This is a genomic window from Cobetia sp. 10Alg 146, from assembly GCF_029846385.1.
GTDB classification, from domain to species: Bacteria; Pseudomonadota; Gammaproteobacteria; order Pseudomonadales; family Halomonadaceae; genus Cobetia; species Cobetia marina.
The window spans coordinates 320,782-338,161 of record NZ_JARWKT010000001.1 but is presented as its reverse complement, the minus strand read 5'-3'; the positions used below and the strand labels follow the sequence as shown (position 1 = coordinate 338,161).

Genomic DNA, 17,380 nt, shown 5'->3' with positions numbered 1-17,380 from the left:
CGGTTCAACGCCATGCATGCTGTCGCCGGCAGGCCAACAAGGCGATGGTCGGGTGGCGAAGGTGGCTTTATTAGCGCTATCTTCACTATATGTTGCAGAGCAGCATCCGATGCCACCCTGTCCCTGTCTGGGGCTGGGCATTCCTGCGGCATGACATCAGCCCGAAGGAGACCTTCATGAGTGAACAACAGTCAGCCCCGACCCGCGTCGCCCTTGTCACGGGGACTGCCAGTGGTATCGGCGCCGCCATCATGGAAGCGATGTGCCAGGCCGGTCATCAGGTCCTTGCCGTGGATTTCAGTGACGATGGGGCAGAGGTCGCCGACAAGGCAGGCGCTGCATTCTTCAAGGCAGACCTGACGGATGGCGAGCAATGTCGGGCCGCTGTCGAGGAAGCGGTGTCACGCTTCGGTCGCTTGGATATCCTGGTCAACAATGCCGGTATCCAGCACGTCGAGCGCATCAAGGAGTTCCCGCAGGCCAAGTGGGATCAGATCATCGCGCTGATGCTGACGGCACCTTTCACGCTGATTCAGGCGGCCTGGCCGCACATGGAGAAGAATGGATATGGCCGCATCGTCAACATGGCCTCCATTCACGCGCATGTCGCCTCGCCCGGCAAGGCGGCCTATGTCAGCGCCAAGCATGGTCTGATGGGGCTGACCAGGACGGCGGCACTGGAAGGCGGCGAGAGTGGTATCACGGCCAATGCCATCTGCCCGGCGTATGTGCGCACTCCGCTGGTCGACAAGCAGATCGCCGAACAGGCCAGGCTCAATGACATGCCCGAGGATGAGGTGATCGAGAAGATCATGCTCAAGGGGGCCGCCATCAAGCGCATGATCGACCCCGCCGAAGTCGCTGACATGGCGGTGTGGCTGGCCTCCGACAAGGCAGGCTCAGTGACGGGCTCCAGTTTCAACATGGATCTCGGCTGGACGGCACAGTAAGTCGCGTGACACCTCGCGTGGGGGTCGGCAGCCCGCCTGCCCGCTGCGTGAACCACCGGCAAGACCGACAGGCCCTTGTCTCTCCCGCCGCATGACGCTGCACGGAGGACAAGGGTCTTCTCGTATGCGCGAGTCGACAGGCCCCTTGAGGGCCCTCGCTCGTGACGGCCATCGATGACGCCAGGAATCCGCCATGACCGCTTCGCCACATGACACGACTCACGCCGCTGCTCACGACGCTACCTCATCCCCACGCGATTCCACTGACGCCTGCTGCGCCCGGCAGAGGTCAGCGGCTGTACCCGTGACCCTTGTCGACAGTCACCTCAGTCTCGAGCACGGTGTCGCCGTCATGACCTTCGCCCGTCACGACGTGCGCAATGCCCTGACGGGGACTGCGCTGGTGGAGGATCTGCTGGCAGTGGCCGAATGGGTCAATGGCTGTGACAGCGTGGGTGCCCTGGTGATCACCGGCGAGGGCAGCGCCTTCTCTGCCGGAGGCAATGTGCAGGACATGGCGCAGCGAAAGGGGGATTTTGCAGGAGATGCCGCCGAGGTCGCGGCGCGCTATCGCCGCGGTATCCAGCGAATGACACCTGCGGTGCTGGGCATCGAGGTGCCCGTGATCGCGGCGGTCAATGGTCCGGCCATCGGGGCCGGCTTTGATCTCGCCAACATGTGTGACATTCGCCTGGCCAGTGACCAGGCACGTTTCGGCGAGACGTTCCTGTCGCTGGGGTTGATCCCCGGTGATGGGGGCGCCTGGCTGCTGCAACGTCTGATCGGCTATCAGCGTGCCTGTGAGCTGACCTTCAGCGGGCGTATCGTCTCGGCGCAGGAAGCGCTGGCACTGGGGATCGTGCTGGAAGTCTGTGCAGAGGAGGACCTGATGACACGTGCCCTGGAGATGGCACGTCAGATGGCGAGTCAGCCGCGTCAGGCGACACGGCTGACCAAGCGTCTGATGCGTCGTGCCCCCGAGATGCGGTTGGACGACTTCCTGGATCTGTGTGCCAGTTTTCAGGGCCAATGCCATCAGGACCCGGAGCATCATGCTGCCGTGGCGGCCCTGCTGGCCCGAATGAAGCGCTAGCGCTTTACCGGTCGCTTCTGCAGTTTGCGCTGCAGCGTGCGGCGGTGCATCCCCAGGGCGCGAGCCGTGGAAGAGATGTTGCCGTCGTGCTCGTTGAGCACCTTCTGGATGTGTTCCCAGGTCAGGCGATTGACCGAGGGCGGGTTGTCGGAGATCTCGGCTTCCGGATCACCTCCCTCGCGCTTGAAGGCGTGAAGTATCTCGTCGGCATCGGCGGGCTTGCACAGGTAGTTCACGGCACCCAGCTTGATGGCTTCCACTGCCGTGGCAATGCTGGAGTAGCCCGTCAGCACCACGATGCGTGCTTCCGGCAACAAGGCGATCAGCTCGGGCAACAGCTTGAGGCCGGAGCTCTGTTCGAGCTTCAGATCCAGCGTGATCAGCTCGGGGCGATGGCTGCGCGCGATACTCAGCGCCTGTGCCTCGTCCCGGGCAACCTCCACGGCATAGCCGCGGCGTGTCATGGCACGTGCCGTCACCTGGCAGAAGAATTCGTCATCGTCGATGATCAGCAGTCGGGTTTCTTCGCTCATCAGGGGCTCACTTGGGCGGTCTTTGCCGCCATCAGTTCAGATAAAGAGGGAGGCGCACTTCCGTCAAGGTGCCGCCGTCTTCGTGGTTGTACAGGCTGACGCCACCACCGAAACGATTGATAGTGGCGTGGGTCAGGAACAGGCCGATGCCCATCCCCTTGGATTTGGTGGAGATGAAGGTCTCACCGAGCTGGTCCGCGACCGCCATGGGAACGCCTGCACCATGGTCACGAATGTCGATGGTGACCTCGTCATCCCGCCGTTCCAGGGTGATCTCGATGTCATCGGGGCAGGCATCCGCGGCATTGTTGAGCAGGTTCATCAGCGCCTGCTCAAGCGTGGTATCGACCAGGATCTGAGCCTTGCGGGCGGAGGCATCCACTTCGACGCTATGTTGCACATCCGGGCGTACCACCAGCCAGCGCTGTACGATTTCCTCCAGCCAGCGCGCGGCGTTGAGCGCCTGGGGCTGCTCCATACGACGACGGTCGGCCGCGGCCACCATCGCTTGCAGGCGTTGCTTGCAGGTGTCGACCTGGCTGCGCAGCAGTGCGAGATCCTCTTCCAGCTGAGGGTCGTTCTTGTCCTTGGCATCCTCGCGCATCTCGCTCAACAGCACCGCCATGGTCGAGAGCGGGGTGCCCAGTTCGTGCGCGGTGCCGGCGGCCTGGCTGGCGACTGCCAATACCTGTTCGCTGCGCAGAGCCGCTTCTCGTGTGGTGGACAACGCCTGGTCTCGCGTGCGCAGGGCATGAGCCATCTTGAAGATGAAATAGGTCACCAGCGATGCCGACAGGCCGAAATTCAGCCACATGCCGATGACGTGCAGACTGATGCGCCCGCCGAGTTCGTAGGTGGCCAGCTGCGGGACGGGTTCGTAGAACACCATCAGGAAGCTGTAGCAGCCCATGCCGACGGCCGCGATGATCCAGGCATAGCGCCAGGGGAGGGTGGCGGCCGCCATGGTCACCGGCACCAGATAGTAGGGCACGAAGGGGTTGGTGGAGCCGCCGGTATTGAAGAACAGCATCGTCAGACCGGCGATATCCACCAGCAGATGCAGCAGGTTCTCGGTGTCAGTGACCGGATGCGTCTGACCCAGACGCCACCAGCTAGCGACATTGACCAGGCCCATCGCGATGATGATCGAGATGACGGGGAGGACATTGAGCTGAAAGCCGATGATCTCGATCCCGAAGATGATCAGGATCAGGAAGCCTGTCCAGGTGATGCCGCGCGCGATGGTCAGACGAATGAGATTGCGGTGCGGTGTGGACAGTGGCGGCGGTAGCGGCTGATTCATGACGACTCCTGCAAGGAATGCGGCCATGATAGTGAATAAGGCCAGTAAAGTGCAGTCCTGACGGCCAGTTAGCGTCAATGGCCCGACGGCTTGTGTCCGCTGACGGTCTCCTCTCAGCCCCGTTCGAAGGAACCACTCAGCCATGGCTTCACACGTGTCGGTGTGACGTCGCTGAGGTGGGGCTGCCAGGCATCGACAAGGTGCAAGGGCTGGCGCGGGTAGCCGGACTGCGTCGTCCCGTTGATGCCTCCCGACGCCCCGGGCGTCACGCGAAATGACCAGGCAATCCAGGGAGCATGGCGTTGCATGCCGGCCGGCAGCGTTTCCAGTTCGGGTATCCAGCGGGTGACGTGATGGCCGAGCGGGTCGTGCTGGCGAGCCTGCTTCATCATGTTGAAATGACGGTCCGCACGCGGGTCGCGCCCCACGCCTGCCAGGTAGCGCCAGTTGCCCCAGTTGGACGCGACATCATGATCCAGCAGCTGATGCTCGAACCAGGCGGCACCCAGCCGCCAGTCCACGCCAAGATCCTTGATCAGATAGCTTGCCACGTTCTGGCGCATGCGGTTGCTCAGCCAGCCGGTGGCGGCCAGCTCGCGCATGCCGGCATCCACCCAGGGCACGCCGGTCATTCCGGCCTGCCAGCGTGCAAGCGCATCCGGTATCGCAGCGCACGCCTCGTGCCGCAGCGAGTCTGAACCGGGCCTGCCTGCCAGAAAGACCTGTCTCCCCAGCTGGCGGGTATCCCAATGAAAGTACTCCCGCCACAAGAGCTCGACGCGAATCCAGTCGCTGTCCTTGAACGCTGCCTGTGGGGTCTCGCAGAGCTCAGGCAGTGTCTTCTGGAAGGTGTGCAACCTGTCGAGTATGCGTCGTGGTGAGAGACACCCCAGTGCCAGCCAGGCAGAGAAACGGGTCGAGAAATCTGCCCCGCTGAGGCGATTGCGGGTGGTCTTGTACTGACCGGCATGTTCAGGACTCAGATAATGCTCGAGTCTCTGCAGCGCTGCGGGCTCACCCCCAAGGAAGGCATGCTCTCCCCGCGGGTCGCTCTGCCAGTCCCTGGCCGCATGGAGTCGTCTGGCGCTGCCCTGCATGCCACGCGGCGCCTGTTCCGGCCAGCTCGGCAATGCGCAAGGCGCCGCCACTGGAGCGGGCATGGCCTGGATATCCGGATAGGCCTTTTCCAGCTTGCGACGAAAGGCGCTGAAGGTTTCAGGAAGCTCATTGAGCGAGAAGGGCAAGTCGTCCTCGTCCAGGAGCAAGCCGCTATTGACCTGCCGCAGGCGACAGCTGGCGGCCACTGCCTGCTGCTGGCGTCGCTCCACCAGACCTGTGGCGCGTCGCGCGATGACGCCTCGGCACGCATGCTGCCTGGCGAGTTCGGGTATCAGATGTGCAGCGTCACCCTGGAGGATCAGCAGATCACTGCCCAGGGTCTGAAGCCCTGCCTGCAGGGATTCGAGGCTCTCCAGCAGGAAGCGCTGACGTGCGACGCTGAGTGGCTGCAGCCTGGCAACATCAGGGCTGACACTGCCTACGGGCTGGAAGGTCGTCTCCGGCAGGATGTATACCACCAGCAGGTGCGCCGGGTGTTCCTCGAGCGCGGCCTGCCACAGGGGGTTGTCATCGAGACGCAGGTCATCGTCCAGCCAGACAAGCCAGGTATCAGTGCTGGTCATGGTGTGTCTCCCGGGCTGCCTGACGCGCATTGCGTCGGCAGCGTTGACTGCAGTGACGTACGTCTTCCCAGCAGTCCTGCCACTTCTTGCGCCATGTGAAGGGGCGCTGACAGGTCTGACACAATTTGCTTGGCAGGTGCGGTTTGCGATGCATGCGGGGACGACTCCATAAAACCAGTACGTGATTTATACCATACTTGTACGAAGTGCGAGTGTCCTGTCGAGAATCTCATGGGGCACAAGGTGGCGCACCTGCTGCCTCCCGCGAGTCTCAGTCGTTGCCTGGCAGCTGATCCAATTGACGCTCCAGGGTCTGCATGGTGAGCAGCAGATCCCGGTATTGGCGTGCATTGACGGCGCTCAGCAACTCATCCTCGAAGCGCTGGGCCTCGGGGATCAGCTCAGCGAGCATGGCCTCACCCTCGGCGGTGAGGGCGAGCAACTGCGCACGCTGGTCCTGCTCGCTCGGCCGGCGCAGGATCAGTTTACGGCTTTCCAGAGATTTGACGGCCCGAGAGACGCGCACCTTGTCCATATGAGTCCGTTGACTGATTTCCCGGGCCGTCAATGACGAGCCACGGCTCAGCCAGGCCAGCAGACGCCACTCGGCGACATTGATGGCGAAGCGCTCACCATAACGGACGAACAGCGCCTCACTGGTTCGCTCTGCCAGACGGTTGAGGCGATAGGGCAGGAACTGGTCAAGATCCAGCTCGCAGCGGGATGTGTCCTGTGGGGGTTCCCCGTCAAGGGCATCGCGAGCTTCGGGAGTGTCATCAGTGCGTTGCATCGAAAGTTACCTGACTCGGTGAGAGGGTTGGCATACTGAGTCGCATTGAAACGTTTCAGGTGAATCAGGTTGCCGATGTTACCACCTTTGAGAGCGAGCAAGACAAAAGTCTAGTAATACGGCGATTGCCAGCGTGTGGGTCTGCCTATATGGTTTCATGTGTAACTATTTGGGGGGTTGGCGATATGTCGTGCCGTGGATGCCCCAGATCTTCAGGAGCCGCGAGCCCACAAGGAGATGAATCGTCATGCGCGAGCGCAACGCTGAGTGCCATTATCACGCCGGTTTTCGTAATCATGTCTCCAGCGAGGCGTTGCCTGGCGCCTTGCCTCAGGGCCAGAACTCTCCCCAGCGTTGCCCCTACGGCCTGTACGCGGAGCAGTTGAGCGGCTCGGCCTTCACGGCACCGCGCAGTCACAACCTACGCAGCTGGCTTTACCGCATTCGGCCCTCGGTCGTGCAGGGCGCCTACCAGCCCATGGAGATGCCGCAGGTCGCCACTGCACCGTTGGCCGAGAGAGTGCCGGACCCCAATCCGATGCGCTGGGACCCCATTGCATTCTCGACAGGGGACTTTCTGGACGGCCTGATCACGTTGGCGGTCAATGGGGATGCCCAGGCGCAGCAGGGCTGTGCCACGCACCTCTATGCCTTCTCTCGCGGCATGCAACAGCGCTTTTTCTACAATGCCGACGGCGAATTGCTGATTGTGCCGCAACAGGGTGCCATCGAGGTGCGCAGCGAGCTGGGCCTGCTGGAAGTCGCCAGCGGCGAGATCGTGGTGATTCCGCGTGGTATCAAGTTTCAGCTCAATCCGCTGGCGGGGCACGCGGAGGGCTGTCGAGGTTATGTGGCCGAGAACTATGGCGCGCCTCTCGAGTTGCCCTCTCTGGGGCCCATCGGCAGCAATGGACTGGCCAACCCGCGTGATTTCCTCGCACCTTCGGCGCGTTTCGAGGACGAAGTCGGTAATTTCACGCTGGTGGCCAAGTTCGGCGGGCGTTTCTGGCGCGCGAGTCTGGATCATTCGCCACTGGATGTCGTGGCCTGGCATGGCAACTACGCGCCCTACAAATATGATCTGGCGACCTTCAATACCCTCAACACGGTCAGCTTCGATCATCCGGACCCCTCGATCTTCACCGTGCTGACATCACCCTCGGACACCGCCGGGGTCGCCAATCTCGACTTCGTGATCTTCCCGCCGCGCTGGATGGTCGCCGAGAACACCTTCCGCCCCCCATATTTCCATCGCAATCTGATGAGCGAGCTGATGGGACTGATCCATGGTGAATATGACGCCAAGCGCGAAGGCTTCCGCCCGGGAGGCGCGAGTCTGCATAACGCCATGACCCCGCATGGCCCTGACGCTGCCACCTTCGAGGCCGCCACTCAGGCGGAACTCGCCCCCCGCTATCAGGGCAATACGCTCGCCTTCATGTTCGAGAGTCGCTATCTGTTCCAGCCCACCCCACAGGCCCTGTCGTCGAGCGCTCGTCAGCGCGATTACGGGTCGGTCTGGCAGGGGTTGGCGTCTCATTTCACTCCCCGAAAGCGCTGAGATTGGCATGTGCCTATCATCCCGCTCTGGACTACCCACGTTCTCTCATCTCTCAAGCTTCTCAAGGAGGCAGTCATGAAATTCGCCACTCACCAGGATGGTTCCCGCGATGGAACACTGCTGCTGGTCTCGCGTGATCTGACCCGCGCCGTGAAGGTCGCGGATGTCGCCACGACGCTGCAGGCGCTGCTGGAGGACTGGGCTTCGCTGACGCCAGCGCTCGAGAAGCGTTACGCAGCGCTCAATGATGGCACCTTGGCTGATGCGTTCGATCTGGACATGAAGACTCTGCATTCGCCGCTGCCACGCGCTTATCAATGGGCAGACGGCTCGGCGTATCTGAATCATGTCCAGCTGGTGCGTCAGGCACGCGGCGCCGAGATGCCCGAGACCTTCTGGCACGACCCGCTGATGTATCAGGGCGGCAGCGACAGCTTCCTGGCCCCCAACGCCGATATCGTGTGTGTCAGTGAGGAGCATGGCATCGATTTCGAAGGCGAGATCGCCGTCATTACCGACGATGTGCCGATGCAGGTCAGTCCGGAGCAGGCCGAGAGCCACATCCGCCTTGTGATGCTGGTCAATGACGTCAGTCTGCGTGGGTTGATCCCCGGTGAGCTGGCCAAGGGCTTCGGCTTCTTTCAGGCCAAGCCGTCGTCTAGCTTCTCGCCCATCGCCGTGACGCCGGATGAGCTGGGGGATGCCTGGCAGCAGGGGCGCGTGCATCTGCCGCTGAGCGTGCATCTCAATGGTGAGACGTTCGGTGAGCCAGAGTCCGGGCCAGACATGATCTTCAGTTTCCCGCAGCTGGTGGCGCATGCCGCCAAGACTCGCCCGCTGGGGGCCGGCGCGATCATCGGTTCCGGCACCGTATCCAATCCCGGCAAGGATGGCGGGCCCGGCAAGCCGATCAGCGAAGGGGGCGTGGGCTACAGCTGTCTGGCCGAAGTCCGCATGGTCGAGAAGATCCTGTTCGATGAGATTCGCACGCCCTTCATGCGTTTCGGTGATCGCATCCGCATCGAGATGTTCGATCGCGATGGCCAGAGCATCTTCGGCGCCATTGATCAGCAAGTGACGCCGTTGGACGCCTGAAGGCGGCCTCATCAGGTAGAACTTCTCAGAGACACGTCTCGGGAAGACGTCGTGTGCCGGTAAGCTTCAAGCCAACTGGGTGCGAGGCAGTGCGAAGTAGCGGCCGGCTTCCAACCGCGTCACAGGGGAGTGCAGCATGAGTTCAATGAGTCTGTATGGCTATTACCGTTCATCTACCAGCTATCGAGTAAGAATCGCGCTGGCGCTCAAGGGGATTGAGGTCGCTCAGGTGCCGGTCAACCTGCTCAAGGGCGAACAGCGCAGCGAGGAGTATCTGGCCATCAATCCCCAGGGGCTGGTGCCGACCCTGATGGTGGGAGATACCCCAACACCTGCGGCCCTGACCCAGTCGCTCGCGATCATCGAATATCTGGAGGAGCGCTGGCCCGCCCCGGCGCTGCTGCCCTCAACGCCGGAGGCGCGTGCGAAGGTGCGCTCACTGTGCCAGTTCATGGCTTGTGAGATGCATCCGCTCAACAATCCGCGCGTGCTCAATTATCTGACAGATCGCCTTGTGGTCACCCAGGCGCAGCGCCTTGAGTGGTACTGCCACTGGGTCGCCGAGGGTTTCGCGCGTCTGGAAGTGATGCTGGCGGAAAGTGCAGGGCGTTTCTGCCATGGCGATAGCCCGGGCATGGCGGATGCCTGCCTGATGCCCCAGCTCTACAATGCGCGGCGCTTCGAGTGTGAACTCGAGGACTATCCGAGGATTCTGGCCATCGAGGCGGCCTGCCAATCACTGGACGCTTTCCAGCAGGCGCATCCTGAGCGTCAACCAGATTGTCCGGCCCCCTGAACCCGGCGATATCCAGACACTAAAGCGCCCCGTCGAGCTCGACGGGGCGCTGTCGTTTCAGGCGGACTGCACGCGGATGATGGCATTCGACGGCATGTCAGTGGCTGGGCATAGCGGCGGGAATGACACCTGAGTCGTGTCAGATAGAGGTGTTTCCACCACCGCCCTTGCCGGAACAGCAGCCGCTGGCGGGGGACTGTTCGACCACGGTGGCAGCCGTGGGCGGTGCACAACAGCTGCGGGTGGCGCAGGACGATGCCTGATCGCTGGCTGCCTGCTCATCTGATGCCTGCGCGTCTGTGGCCTGTTTCGCCTCGCGCAGCTCAACTCGCGCATCGCGAATCACCTGCCAGGCGGATTGCAGGAAGAGTGCGGCGATCGCAGCGCCCAGCAGCACGTCCGGCCAGCGGGAGCCCGTCCAGCCCACCAGTATCGCAGCGCCGAAGACCGAGGCATTGGCGATGATGTCATTGCGTGAACACAGCCAGGTGGAGCGCATGTTGAGATCATCCGACTTGAAGCGCCACAGCAGGCCGAAGCAGACCAGATTGACGGCCAGCGCCAGCAGGGCGAAGGCGCCCATGCCGTGTGCGGCGGGGGCGACGCCATGGAGGGCCTGATAGCCTGCCTCGCCAAGGACGATCACGCCCAGTGCCAGCATCACGATGCCTTTCACCAGCGCGCTCAACGCACGTTCACGCACGCTGCGGTGCAGGACGTAGAGGGTCAGGGCGTAGACGCTGGCATCGCCGAACATGTCGAGTGAATCCCCCAGTAGCGCGGTGGAACCCAGCCACCAGGCCGCGGTGAATTCGACGAAGAACATGCTGGCATTCAGCGCCAGCAGAATCTTCAGGACCTTGCCCTGTGAGGCTCTGAGCTCTGCCAGCTCGCCGGATTTGCTTTCGCAACAGCTTTTCATGGGTATTGGCCTCCTGTCGTGTTGATGACAGCATGGAGGTTATAGTCACTATAAGGTCAAGTCGGCTGATGAAACGATTGATGCATCGACATGCAACACATGGCGAGAGGAGAAGTCATCGATGACCGCAAGAGATTTCACACGGAAAGGGGAATCGCCCACGTCATCGCACGGCGAGGTGACGATGGGCATCGGCCAACTGGCCAAGGCGTCTGATGTCCAGGCGGTGACGATCCGCTACTACGAGAAGCAGGGGCTGTTGGCCCCGCAGCGGCGTGCGCCCAATGGCTATCGTGAGTATGGCAATGCACAGCTCAGGCGTTTGACCTTCATCCGCCGTTGTCGGCGGCTGGGGTTTTCGCTGGATGACATCCGCGCCTTGCTGGGCCTGGCGGACCAGCAGTCCTTGCCTTGCGATCAGATAGACGCGCGCATCGAGGCGCAGCTGGCCGAGGTGCGCAAGCGCCAGCGTGACCTCGCCGTCATGGAAGAAGAGTTGCAGCGCCTGACGCACTGCTGTGCCGGCGGGGTGATGGCACAGTGCCATATCGTCGAGACACTGTCCGAGGTCGAGGAGTAAGGCCCTGACAGACAGTTCATCTATCGCCAGGGCTGGGTCACGGGTTGGAGATCAGGCGGGTTCAGGCGGGGGCAAGGAGGATCAGACGCCGCAGGACTTGCGAGCGAGTTCCTCCGCGACCAGTTCCGTGACATCGATCAGTGTCTTGGCGGGGGCTGCGTCGTTGTCTGACGAGCTGACGGTGTTGACGGGAATCAGTGGCAGCTCGGTACAGGCCAGCAGCACGGTGTCTGCCGACAGGCTCTCCAGCAGAGCATGAAAGCGCTGGACCACGCTCGGGTCATCGCCGCCATGCGCCTTCACGTCATAGATGATCTGGTGCAGCAGGTGTGGGTCGGCGGGTACCTCGACTTCCACCACCTCTGTCAGTGCCCGATAGGGTGACCAGTCCCCCATGTCCGTCACGGACTTCGCGCCCAGCAGCGCCACCTTGCTCAAGCCGTCGCGCCGCACCCTGTCGATGACGACATCACTGAACGACACCAGCCGGACATTCAGCGCCAGAGCCTCCAGCTGGGGCTGATAGTAGTTCAGCGTATTGCAGGCGATGGCGTAGTAGTCGACATGCTCGGCGAGCTTGAGGGCGCTGTCGGCCAGCGCCTCCCACACCTGTTGGTCATGAGTCTCTAGTTCCATGGACAGCCCGAGCGCCGGCTGGGAGATCAGGTGGACGTGTGGGGCATCCAGATCTCCCCGATAGTCAGGTCCGATGCGGGCCTTGTTGGCGATCAGCAGCTTGTTCCAGAGATCCAGTCCGGCATCCGGGCCGGAGCCGGTGAGGATGCCGATCACGTTGCGTTGGCGCAGCTCAGTATCTTGCATGGCGGTGTCCGTCGTCTTGTTGCGGGGCAGGCAGTGAAGGTTCAGTCGAGGGCAGCTCAGTCAGGGGCAGCTCAGTCAGGGGCAGATCAGTTGGCTGAACTTGAGACTGAACTTGGGGCTGACGCTGACAGTGAGGAGCGCCCAGCGGGCGTGTTGCCGGTAGCTTCGTCCTGAACGCTCGCCTGGCCTGCCGGGCTGAAACGACGGCCCCAGCCGGTGGCGATGGAGACACTCATCACGGCCAGCAGGACCCAGGCGTAGAGCACCCAGGGCGTCAGGTCGAGCGGCATCAGGGCCGGCACGCCGGGGAAGGTTTCGGCGGCTTTCACGGACAGCCCGGAGGCGAACAGCAGCGCGGCGGACCAGGGCAGCGAATAGACCAGGGTGCAGGACATGCTGTCGATGATGTTGGCGCGACGGTAAGGACTCAGGCCGAAGCGTTCACCGACCGGTTTGGCGTAGGACAGGCCGACCGCGAGGATCGCCGGGGCATTGATGCTCATCAGCGAAGACATCAGCAGCGAGAGCCCGGCGGAGGAGGCTTCCGCGCCACGCGGTGTGCGCACGACACCTTTGAGCGCATTGATCAGCCTCTCACTGCCACCGCCATCGAGCATCAGACGAATGCCCGCCGACAGCAGGATCACCAGAATCGACAGGTCTGCCATCCAGCCGGCCACGCCATTGATCAGCGCACCATTCTCGACCGACACGAAACCGCTCAGGGTGTTGAGGCCGGTAAGTATCGCCACCACCATGCCGGACAGAATCCCCACGCTGGTGGCGAAGATCACATCGCCTTTCTTCATGGCCACGTAGATGGCGGCCAGGGCGGGCAGCAACATCACCAGGCCCTTGGGGTCCATGTGTTCGGCCAGCTGTTCATGCGCGATGATCAGCGGCGTTGTTTGCTGCGTCAGACTGATCAGCACCATCACCACCAGCGTGATGCTGCCGGCCACCAGCGTGAAGGGCAGTCGGGAACGAACCACGCCACCGATATCAGCGCCCTGACTCGCCGCCGAGGAGATGGTGGTGTCGGAGATGGGCGCCAGGTTGTCGCCGAAGGCACCGCCGCCCACGATGGCCCCTGCCAGCAACAGCGGGTCGGCTCCCAGCATGACGCCCGCGGGATAGAGCACGCCCATGCCCGCGGCGATGGTGCCGAAGCCGGTGCCTGCCGCGGTAGCGAACAGGGCGCAGGCGAGGAAGGTCACGACGAGGAAGGCCGTGCCGGTGGCGCCGGTGTGATAGGCCGCCCATAGAATGCCATCCACCAGTCCTGAGGAGCGCAGCACCGTGGCGAAGATGCCGGCAAAGATCCACGCCGCCACCGGGGCGATGGCCACCTTGCTGGCCATGCCCTTCATGATGGTGTCGCTGTAGACAGACTTGTCACGGGCAAACAGGAAGGTGACCAGCAGGCCGGCGAGAATGCCGACCCACATGCCCTGGATGGTCGGCTCCTCCAGGCTGGTGGCTACATAAATGGCTGTGGTGATGAAGCACAGGATGGGCAGGAACGAGACCCAGGGCCCGCCGTGGAACGTGAGTTTGGATGCAGGAGTCATGCGATAGCCTCTTTTATGGTTGTTACTATCTGCGTGTGAGGGACTTCTGCATTGCATCATTCGCTGGGCAGCCGCGGAATTTGACGACCTGACTCAAGGTGGCGCACTCAGACGCACTATCTGGTGCAGGCTGCGCCTGTCGCACTCTGGGTCATGGCGGGTGGGCGGCGTAGACTGAGGCTCTATCCCGCGCGAGACAGACCCATGAACGAAGACCTGGCCCTCAATCTGCGGCTGCTGTGCAGCTACTACCGATCCATCGCCGAGGTGAGTCGGCGGCTCGAGATCAGTCGGCCACAGTTCAATCGATACCTGAGCGGCCAATACCGGCCCGCTGCACATACACTGCGGCGGATCTGTGAGTTCTTCGGGGTGGAGGAGCACGAGATCCTGCTGCCCAATCGTCAGTTCCAGCGTCTGGTGCAGGTGCGCCCCAAGCCGCGCGAGAGTGAGGCCACGCGTGTGGAGAGCGAGCCGCTGGCGCAGCTGAGACGCTCGGGCGCCTCCGAGTTGGGCCGCTATGTGGGCCATTACTATGAGTACTATTTGTCGATGTCGTCGCCGGGGCGGATACTGCGGGGGCTGGTGTCCATCATCCAGCGCGAGGATGGCGTCTATTACCAGCGTCTTGAGCGCCTGGTCGAGCGCGAGTCGTCCGGTGTCGGCGTGTCACATTGCAAGTATCAGGGGATGGCGTTCTATCTGAGCGATCGCATCTTCATGACCGACTACGAGTCGATGACCGGCAATGAGATCACCCAGACCATTCTCTACCCGACCTTTACCAGCCGTGTGTCACGCCTCAAGGGGCTGCGAATCGGGGTATCGGCAAGCGGTGATCGCACGCCGGCCAGTACTCGCGTGCTGCTCGAATATCTCGGGCGTGACATCCGGGTTCGCTGCGCACTGAAGCAATGCGGTCTCTATCCCCTGGACAGCGACGAGATCGAGGATGCCATCCGCAATGAGATCCTCAATGACCAGGCGCCGGTGGGCGAGGGACCCTGGCATTTTCGCGCACGCAAGGATGACTGAAGGCCGCTGATCGCGCCCGCCTCTGTTGCCGAGCCTCGCCAGCCGCTACAATGCGCGCCATTCGTTTCGTTCTGCTATTCACCTAACAGTGCGCGCGGCGTGCCTCACGTCGAGCCGGATGCCTTTCAGCCCATGTCAGATTCCCAGATTGCCAAGGCGGCGGATGTTCGCCGTACATTCGCCATCATCTCTCACCCGGATGCGGGCAAGACCACCATCACCGAGAAGCTGCTGCTGTTCGGGAATGCCATCCAGATGGCCGGCTCGGTCAAGAGCAAGCGGGCCGATCGCCACGCGACCTCCGACTGGATGAAGATGGAGCAGGAGCGTGGCATCTCCGTGACCACCTCCGTGATGCAGTTCCCCTACAAGGACCGCATGGTCAATCTGCTGGATACGCCCGGGCACGAGGACTTCTCGGAAGATACCTACCGGACGCTGACGGCCGTCGACTCGGCGCTGATGGTCATTGACGGTGCCAAGGGTGTCGAGGACCGTACCATCAAGCTGATGGAAGTCTGTCGCCTGCGCACCACGCCGATCCTGACCTTCGTCAACAAGATGGACCGCGAGACGCGTGATCCCATCGAGGTAATGGACGAAGTCGAGACGGTCCTCAACATCCAGTGTGCCCCGATGACCTGGCCGATCGGCGTCGGCAAGGGTTTCAAGGGGGTCTATCACCTGCTCAATGACGAGATCCATCTCTACAAGCAGGGCCAGGGCAACCGCATCCCCGATGACGTGCGCATCAAGGGCCTCGACAGCCCCGAAGCCATCGAAGTGCTGGGCGAAGACCTGATCGAAGAACTGAGCATGGAAGTCGAGCTGGTGCGCGGCGCCTCTCACGAATTCGATCTCGAGGCCTATCGTCGCGGTGATCTGACACCGGTCTACTTCGGGACCGCCATGGGCAACTTCGGCGTACGCGAGATGCTGGATGGCTTCGTCGAATACGCGCCGCCGCCCCAGTCGCGTGATACCGATACCCGTGAAGTCACGGCCCATGACGAGCGCTTCACCGGCTTCGTGTTCAAGATCCAGGCCAACATGGACCCGAAACACCGTGACCGCGTGGCCTTCCTGCGCGTCTGTTCCGGCAAGTACGAGAAGAACATGAAGATGCGTCACGTGCGCATCAACAAGGACGTCAAGATTCCTGACGCCCTGACCTTCATGGCGGCGGACCGCTCCCACGTGGAAGAGGCCTGGCCGGGTGACATCATCGGTCTGCACAACCACGGCACCATCCAGATCGGCGATACCTTCACCATGGGGGAAGACATGCGCTTCACCGGCATCCCTCACTTCGCGCCGGAACTGTTCAAGCGGGTACGCCTGAAGGACCCGCTGAAGATGAAGGCGCTGCAGAAAGGGCTTCAGCAGCTCTCCGAAGAGGGGGCGACCCAGGTCTTCCAGCCGTTCGACAACAATGACCTGATCGTGGGCGCCGTGGGCACCCTGCAGTTCGATGTGGTCGCTCACCGTCTGAAGGAAGAGTACAAGGTCGAGTGCATGTATGAAGCGGTGAACGTGCAGACGGCGCGCTGGATCTATTGCGATGACACCAAGATGCTTGAGGACTTCAAGCGCAAGGCCAGCGCCAATCTCGCCTACGATGGCGGCGGCTTCCTGACCTATATCGCGCCGACTCGCGTCAATCTGCAGTTGACGCAGGAACGTTGGCCGGACATCACCTTCCGCGCCACCCGCGAGCACTGAGACGGCTCAGGGGGGATGACCGAGTGGCTCGCACTCGAGTGGCCCGCACCCGAGTGGCCCGCACCCGAGTGGCTCTGGTGCCTGACGAGGCCATCTCCGAGGCCCCCTGACCGATTCAGGATTGATACGAGCGCCGCCCCTAGGGGCGGCGTTCGTGCTTTCGGGCTGGACGTGTCCTCAAACGTTAGCCACACCAACTCAAGGTCGATGACTTTGGCCGCATACTCCCTTGCGAAAGACATGGGGATGGCCAGCGACGCAGGCAGTCACAGGGCGCATGCCTTGGCCTGACAGACGCATGACCCTAAGGGGCATGTCGGTCGCGACAGGACAACAACAATCATCAGGAGGTGGGGCTATGGCCGGTTTCATGAAGGAATTCCGCGATTTCGCGGTCAAGGGCAATGTCGTCGACATGGCGGTGGGCATCATCATCGGGGGGGCGTTCACGCTGATCGTGAAGAGCCTGGTGGGTGACATGCTCAATCCCTTGATCGGACTCTTGATCGGGGGCGTCGATTTCTCCAACTTCTTCTTCGTGCTCAAGGAAGGGGCTCAGGCGGCTCCCTATGTCAGTCTGGAGGCTGCGAGGGATGCGGGGGCCGTGACACTGAACTATGGACTGTTCATCAATGCCATCATCAGCTTCGCGCTGGTGGCGCTGGCCGTCTTCGTGTTGATCCGTCAGATCAACAAGCTCAAGAAGGAAGCCGAAGAAGCGCCGGAAGAGATCACCGACAAGGACTGCCCGTACTGTCTTTCCAAGGTGCCGCTGGCGGCGACCCGTTGTGGCCATTGCACCTCCGAGCTGGCGCCGGTAGCGCCGGTGGAGGCGGCCTAGGCCATCTGTGCCAGTCACGATGGCTGACAGAGCGACATCGACAAACGAAGGGACCGGCCACCAGGCCGGTCCCTTCGTTTGTCT

The 17,380-nt window shown here is 62.3% G+C and carries 17 protein-coding genes; 9 read left to right on the top strand and 8 right to left on the bottom strand.

Annotated features, from left to right (window positions below):
• The first annotated feature begins 176 nt into the window (after positions 1-176).
• Together QD172_RS01375 and QD172_RS01370 are read left to right on the top strand one after the other, a co-directional pair.
• Positions 177-950 (top strand): 3-hydroxybutyrate dehydrogenase, encoded by a 774-nt coding sequence (locus tag QD172_RS01375; protein ID WP_077375843.1) that lies wholly within the window; start codon positions 177-179, stop codon positions 948-950.
• A gap of 304 nt (positions 951-1,254) precedes the next feature.
• Entirely contained in the window at positions 1,255-2,043 is a 789-nt protein-coding gene (locus QD172_RS01370) for an enoyl-CoA hydratase-related protein (protein ID WP_255304501.1), read from the top strand.
• Here QD172_RS01370 and QD172_RS01365 read toward each other — a convergent pair.
• The 5 genes from QD172_RS01365 to QD172_RS01345 form a co-directional block, all read right to left on the bottom strand.
• Positions 2,040-2,579: a response regulator transcription factor gene (locus QD172_RS01365; RefSeq protein WP_077375848.1), complete on the bottom strand. Its 540-nt coding sequence runs from the start codon at positions 2,577-2,579 to the stop codon at positions 2,040-2,042. The genes QD172_RS01370 and QD172_RS01365 overlap by 4 nt on opposite strands.
• A 28-nt stretch (positions 2,580-2,607) precedes the next feature.
• The gene (locus tag QD172_RS01360; RefSeq protein WP_084208537.1) at positions 2,608-3,879 is read right to left on the bottom strand and encodes an ATP-binding protein; all 1,272 of its coding nucleotides are present in this window, start codon (positions 3,877-3,879) and stop codon (positions 2,608-2,610) included.
• 113 nt (positions 3,880-3,992) lie between these two features.
• Positions 3,993-5,561, bottom strand: a complete 1,569-nt coding sequence (locus QD172_RS01355; protein WP_279854642.1) for a DASH family cryptochrome — start codon at positions 5,559-5,561, stop codon at positions 3,993-3,995.
• Entirely contained in the window at positions 5,548-5,715 is a 168-nt protein-coding gene (locus tag QD172_RS01350) for a DUF2256 domain-containing protein (protein ID WP_077375858.1), read from the bottom strand. The genes QD172_RS01355 and QD172_RS01350 overlap by 14 nt, the downstream gene beginning before the upstream one ends.
• Before the next feature lie 117 nt (positions 5,716-5,832).
• Complete coding sequence (locus QD172_RS01345) at positions 5,833-6,351, bottom strand: MarR family winged helix-turn-helix transcriptional regulator (protein WP_279854641.1); 519 nt, start codon at positions 6,349-6,351, stop codon at positions 5,833-5,835.
• A gap of 247 nt (positions 6,352-6,598) precedes the next feature.
• Between QD172_RS01345 and hmgA the strand changes: the two genes are divergently transcribed.
• The 3 genes from hmgA (at position 6,599) to maiA (ending at position 9,803) form a co-directional block, all read left to right on the top strand.
• Positions 6,599-7,912 carry a homogentisate 1,2-dioxygenase gene (gene hmgA, locus QD172_RS01340; RefSeq protein ID WP_279854640.1) on the top strand — a complete coding sequence of 438 codons (1,314 nt, stop codon included), beginning with the start codon at positions 6,599-6,601 and terminating at the stop codon, positions 7,910-7,912.
• A 75-nt stretch (positions 7,913-7,987) separates the two neighbouring features.
• Positions 7,988-9,007: a fumarylacetoacetate hydrolase family protein gene (locus tag QD172_RS01335; RefSeq protein ID WP_176503428.1), complete on the top strand. Its 1,020-nt coding sequence runs from the start codon at positions 7,988-7,990 to the stop codon at positions 9,005-9,007.
• A 145-nt stretch (positions 9,008-9,152) separates the two neighbouring features.
• Positions 9,153-9,803, top strand: a complete 651-nt coding sequence (gene maiA, locus QD172_RS01330) for a maleylacetoacetate isomerase (RefSeq protein ID WP_279854885.1) — start codon at positions 9,153-9,155, stop codon at positions 9,801-9,803.
• Positions 9,804-9,942: 139 nt separating this feature from the next.
• Here maiA and QD172_RS01325 read toward each other — a convergent pair whose 3' ends face one another.
• The gene (locus QD172_RS01325) at positions 9,943-10,725 is read right to left on the bottom strand and encodes a cation diffusion facilitator family transporter (RefSeq protein WP_279854639.1); all 783 of its coding nucleotides are present in this window, start codon (positions 10,723-10,725) and stop codon (positions 9,943-9,945) included.
• Positions 10,726-10,909: 184 nt separating this feature from the next.
• Here QD172_RS01325 and QD172_RS01320 point away from each other — a divergent pair, with 184 nt between their 5' ends.
• Positions 10,910-11,305, top strand: a complete 396-nt coding sequence (locus QD172_RS01320; RefSeq protein WP_191237110.1) for a helix-turn-helix domain-containing protein — start codon at positions 10,910-10,912, stop codon at positions 11,303-11,305.
• 81 nt (positions 11,306-11,386) lie between these two features.
• Here QD172_RS01320 and QD172_RS01315 read toward each other — a convergent pair whose 3' ends face one another.
• Both QD172_RS01315 and QD172_RS01310 read right to left on the bottom strand, forming a co-directional pair.
• Positions 11,387-12,127, bottom strand: a complete 741-nt coding sequence (locus QD172_RS01315) for an aspartate/glutamate racemase family protein (protein ID WP_279854638.1) — start codon at positions 12,125-12,127, stop codon at positions 11,387-11,389.
• An 86-nt stretch (positions 12,128-12,213) separates the two neighbouring features.
• Positions 12,214-13,698, bottom strand: coding sequence for a Na+/H+ antiporter NhaC family protein (locus tag QD172_RS01310; protein ID WP_279854637.1), 1,485 nt, complete (start codon positions 13,696-13,698; stop codon positions 12,214-12,216).
• A 204-nt stretch (positions 13,699-13,902) separates the two neighbouring features.
• On the opposite strand from QD172_RS01310, the gene QD172_RS01305 reads away from it, so the two are divergent.
• From QD172_RS01305 to mscL, 3 genes are all read left to right on the top strand, one after another.
• Entirely contained in the window at positions 13,903-14,733 is an 831-nt protein-coding gene (locus tag QD172_RS01305; protein WP_191237107.1) for a helix-turn-helix transcriptional regulator, read from the top strand.
• A gap of 132 nt (positions 14,734-14,865) precedes the next feature.
• Positions 14,866-16,455, top strand: coding sequence for a peptide chain release factor 3 (locus QD172_RS01300; protein WP_077375880.1), 1,590 nt, complete (start codon positions 14,866-14,868; stop codon positions 16,453-16,455).
• A gap of 358 nt (positions 16,456-16,813) precedes the next feature.
• On the top strand, positions 16,814-17,296 hold the full coding sequence (gene mscL, locus QD172_RS01295; protein ID WP_077375883.1) for a large conductance mechanosensitive channel protein MscL: 483 nt from the start codon (positions 16,814-16,816) through the stop codon (positions 17,294-17,296).
• Positions 17,297-17,380: the final 84 nt, after the last annotated feature.

What these genes read in the sequence shown, in the direction of transcription:
- QD172_RS01350 (WP_077375858.1), bottom strand. Translation starts at nt 5,715, where the DNA reads ATGCATCGCAAACCGCACCTGCCAAGCAAATTGTGTCAGACCTGTCAG.
- QD172_RS01360 (WP_084208537.1), bottom strand. Translation starts at nt 3,879, where the DNA reads ATGAATCAGCCGCTACCGCCGCCACTGTCCACACCGCACCGCAATCTC.
- QD172_RS01300 (WP_077375880.1), top strand. Translation starts at nt 14,866, where the DNA reads ATGTCAGATTCCCAGATTGCCAAGGCGGCGGATGTTCGCCGTACATTC.
- maiA (WP_279854885.1), top strand. Translation starts at nt 9,153, where the DNA reads ATGAGTCTGTATGGCTATTACCGTTCATCTACCAGCTATCGAGTAAGA.
- QD172_RS01310 (WP_279854637.1), bottom strand. Translation starts at nt 13,698, where the DNA reads ATGACTCCTGCATCCAAACTCACGTTCCACGGCGGGCCCTGGGTCTCG.
- hmgA (WP_279854640.1), top strand. Translation starts at nt 6,599, where the DNA reads ATGCGCGAGCGCAACGCTGAGTGCCATTATCACGCCGGTTTTCGTAAT.
- QD172_RS01315 (WP_279854638.1), bottom strand. Translation starts at nt 12,127, where the DNA reads ATGCAAGATACTGAGCTGCGCCAACGCAACGTGATCGGCATCCTCACC.
- mscL (WP_077375883.1), top strand. Translation starts at nt 16,814, where the DNA reads ATGGCCGGTTTCATGAAGGAATTCCGCGATTTCGCGGTCAAGGGCAAT.
- QD172_RS01320 (WP_191237110.1), top strand. Translation starts at nt 10,910, where the DNA reads ATGGGCATCGGCCAACTGGCCAAGGCGTCTGATGTCCAGGCGGTGACG.
- QD172_RS01375 (WP_077375843.1), top strand. Translation starts at nt 177, where the DNA reads ATGAGTGAACAACAGTCAGCCCCGACCCGCGTCGCCCTTGTCACGGGG.
- QD172_RS01335 (WP_176503428.1), top strand. Translation starts at nt 7,988, where the DNA reads ATGAAATTCGCCACTCACCAGGATGGTTCCCGCGATGGAACACTGCTG.
- QD172_RS01325 (WP_279854639.1), bottom strand. Translation starts at nt 10,725, where the DNA reads ATGAAAAGCTGTTGCGAAAGCAAATCCGGCGAGCTGGCAGAGCTCAGA.
- QD172_RS01355 (WP_279854642.1), bottom strand. Translation starts at nt 5,561, where the DNA reads ATGACCAGCACTGATACCTGGCTTGTCTGGCTGGACGATGACCTGCGT.
- QD172_RS01345 (WP_279854641.1), bottom strand. Translation starts at nt 6,351, where the DNA reads ATGCAACGCACTGATGACACTCCCGAAGCTCGCGATGCCCTTGACGGG.
- QD172_RS01305 (WP_191237107.1), top strand. Translation starts at nt 13,903, where the DNA reads ATGAACGAAGACCTGGCCCTCAATCTGCGGCTGCTGTGCAGCTACTAC.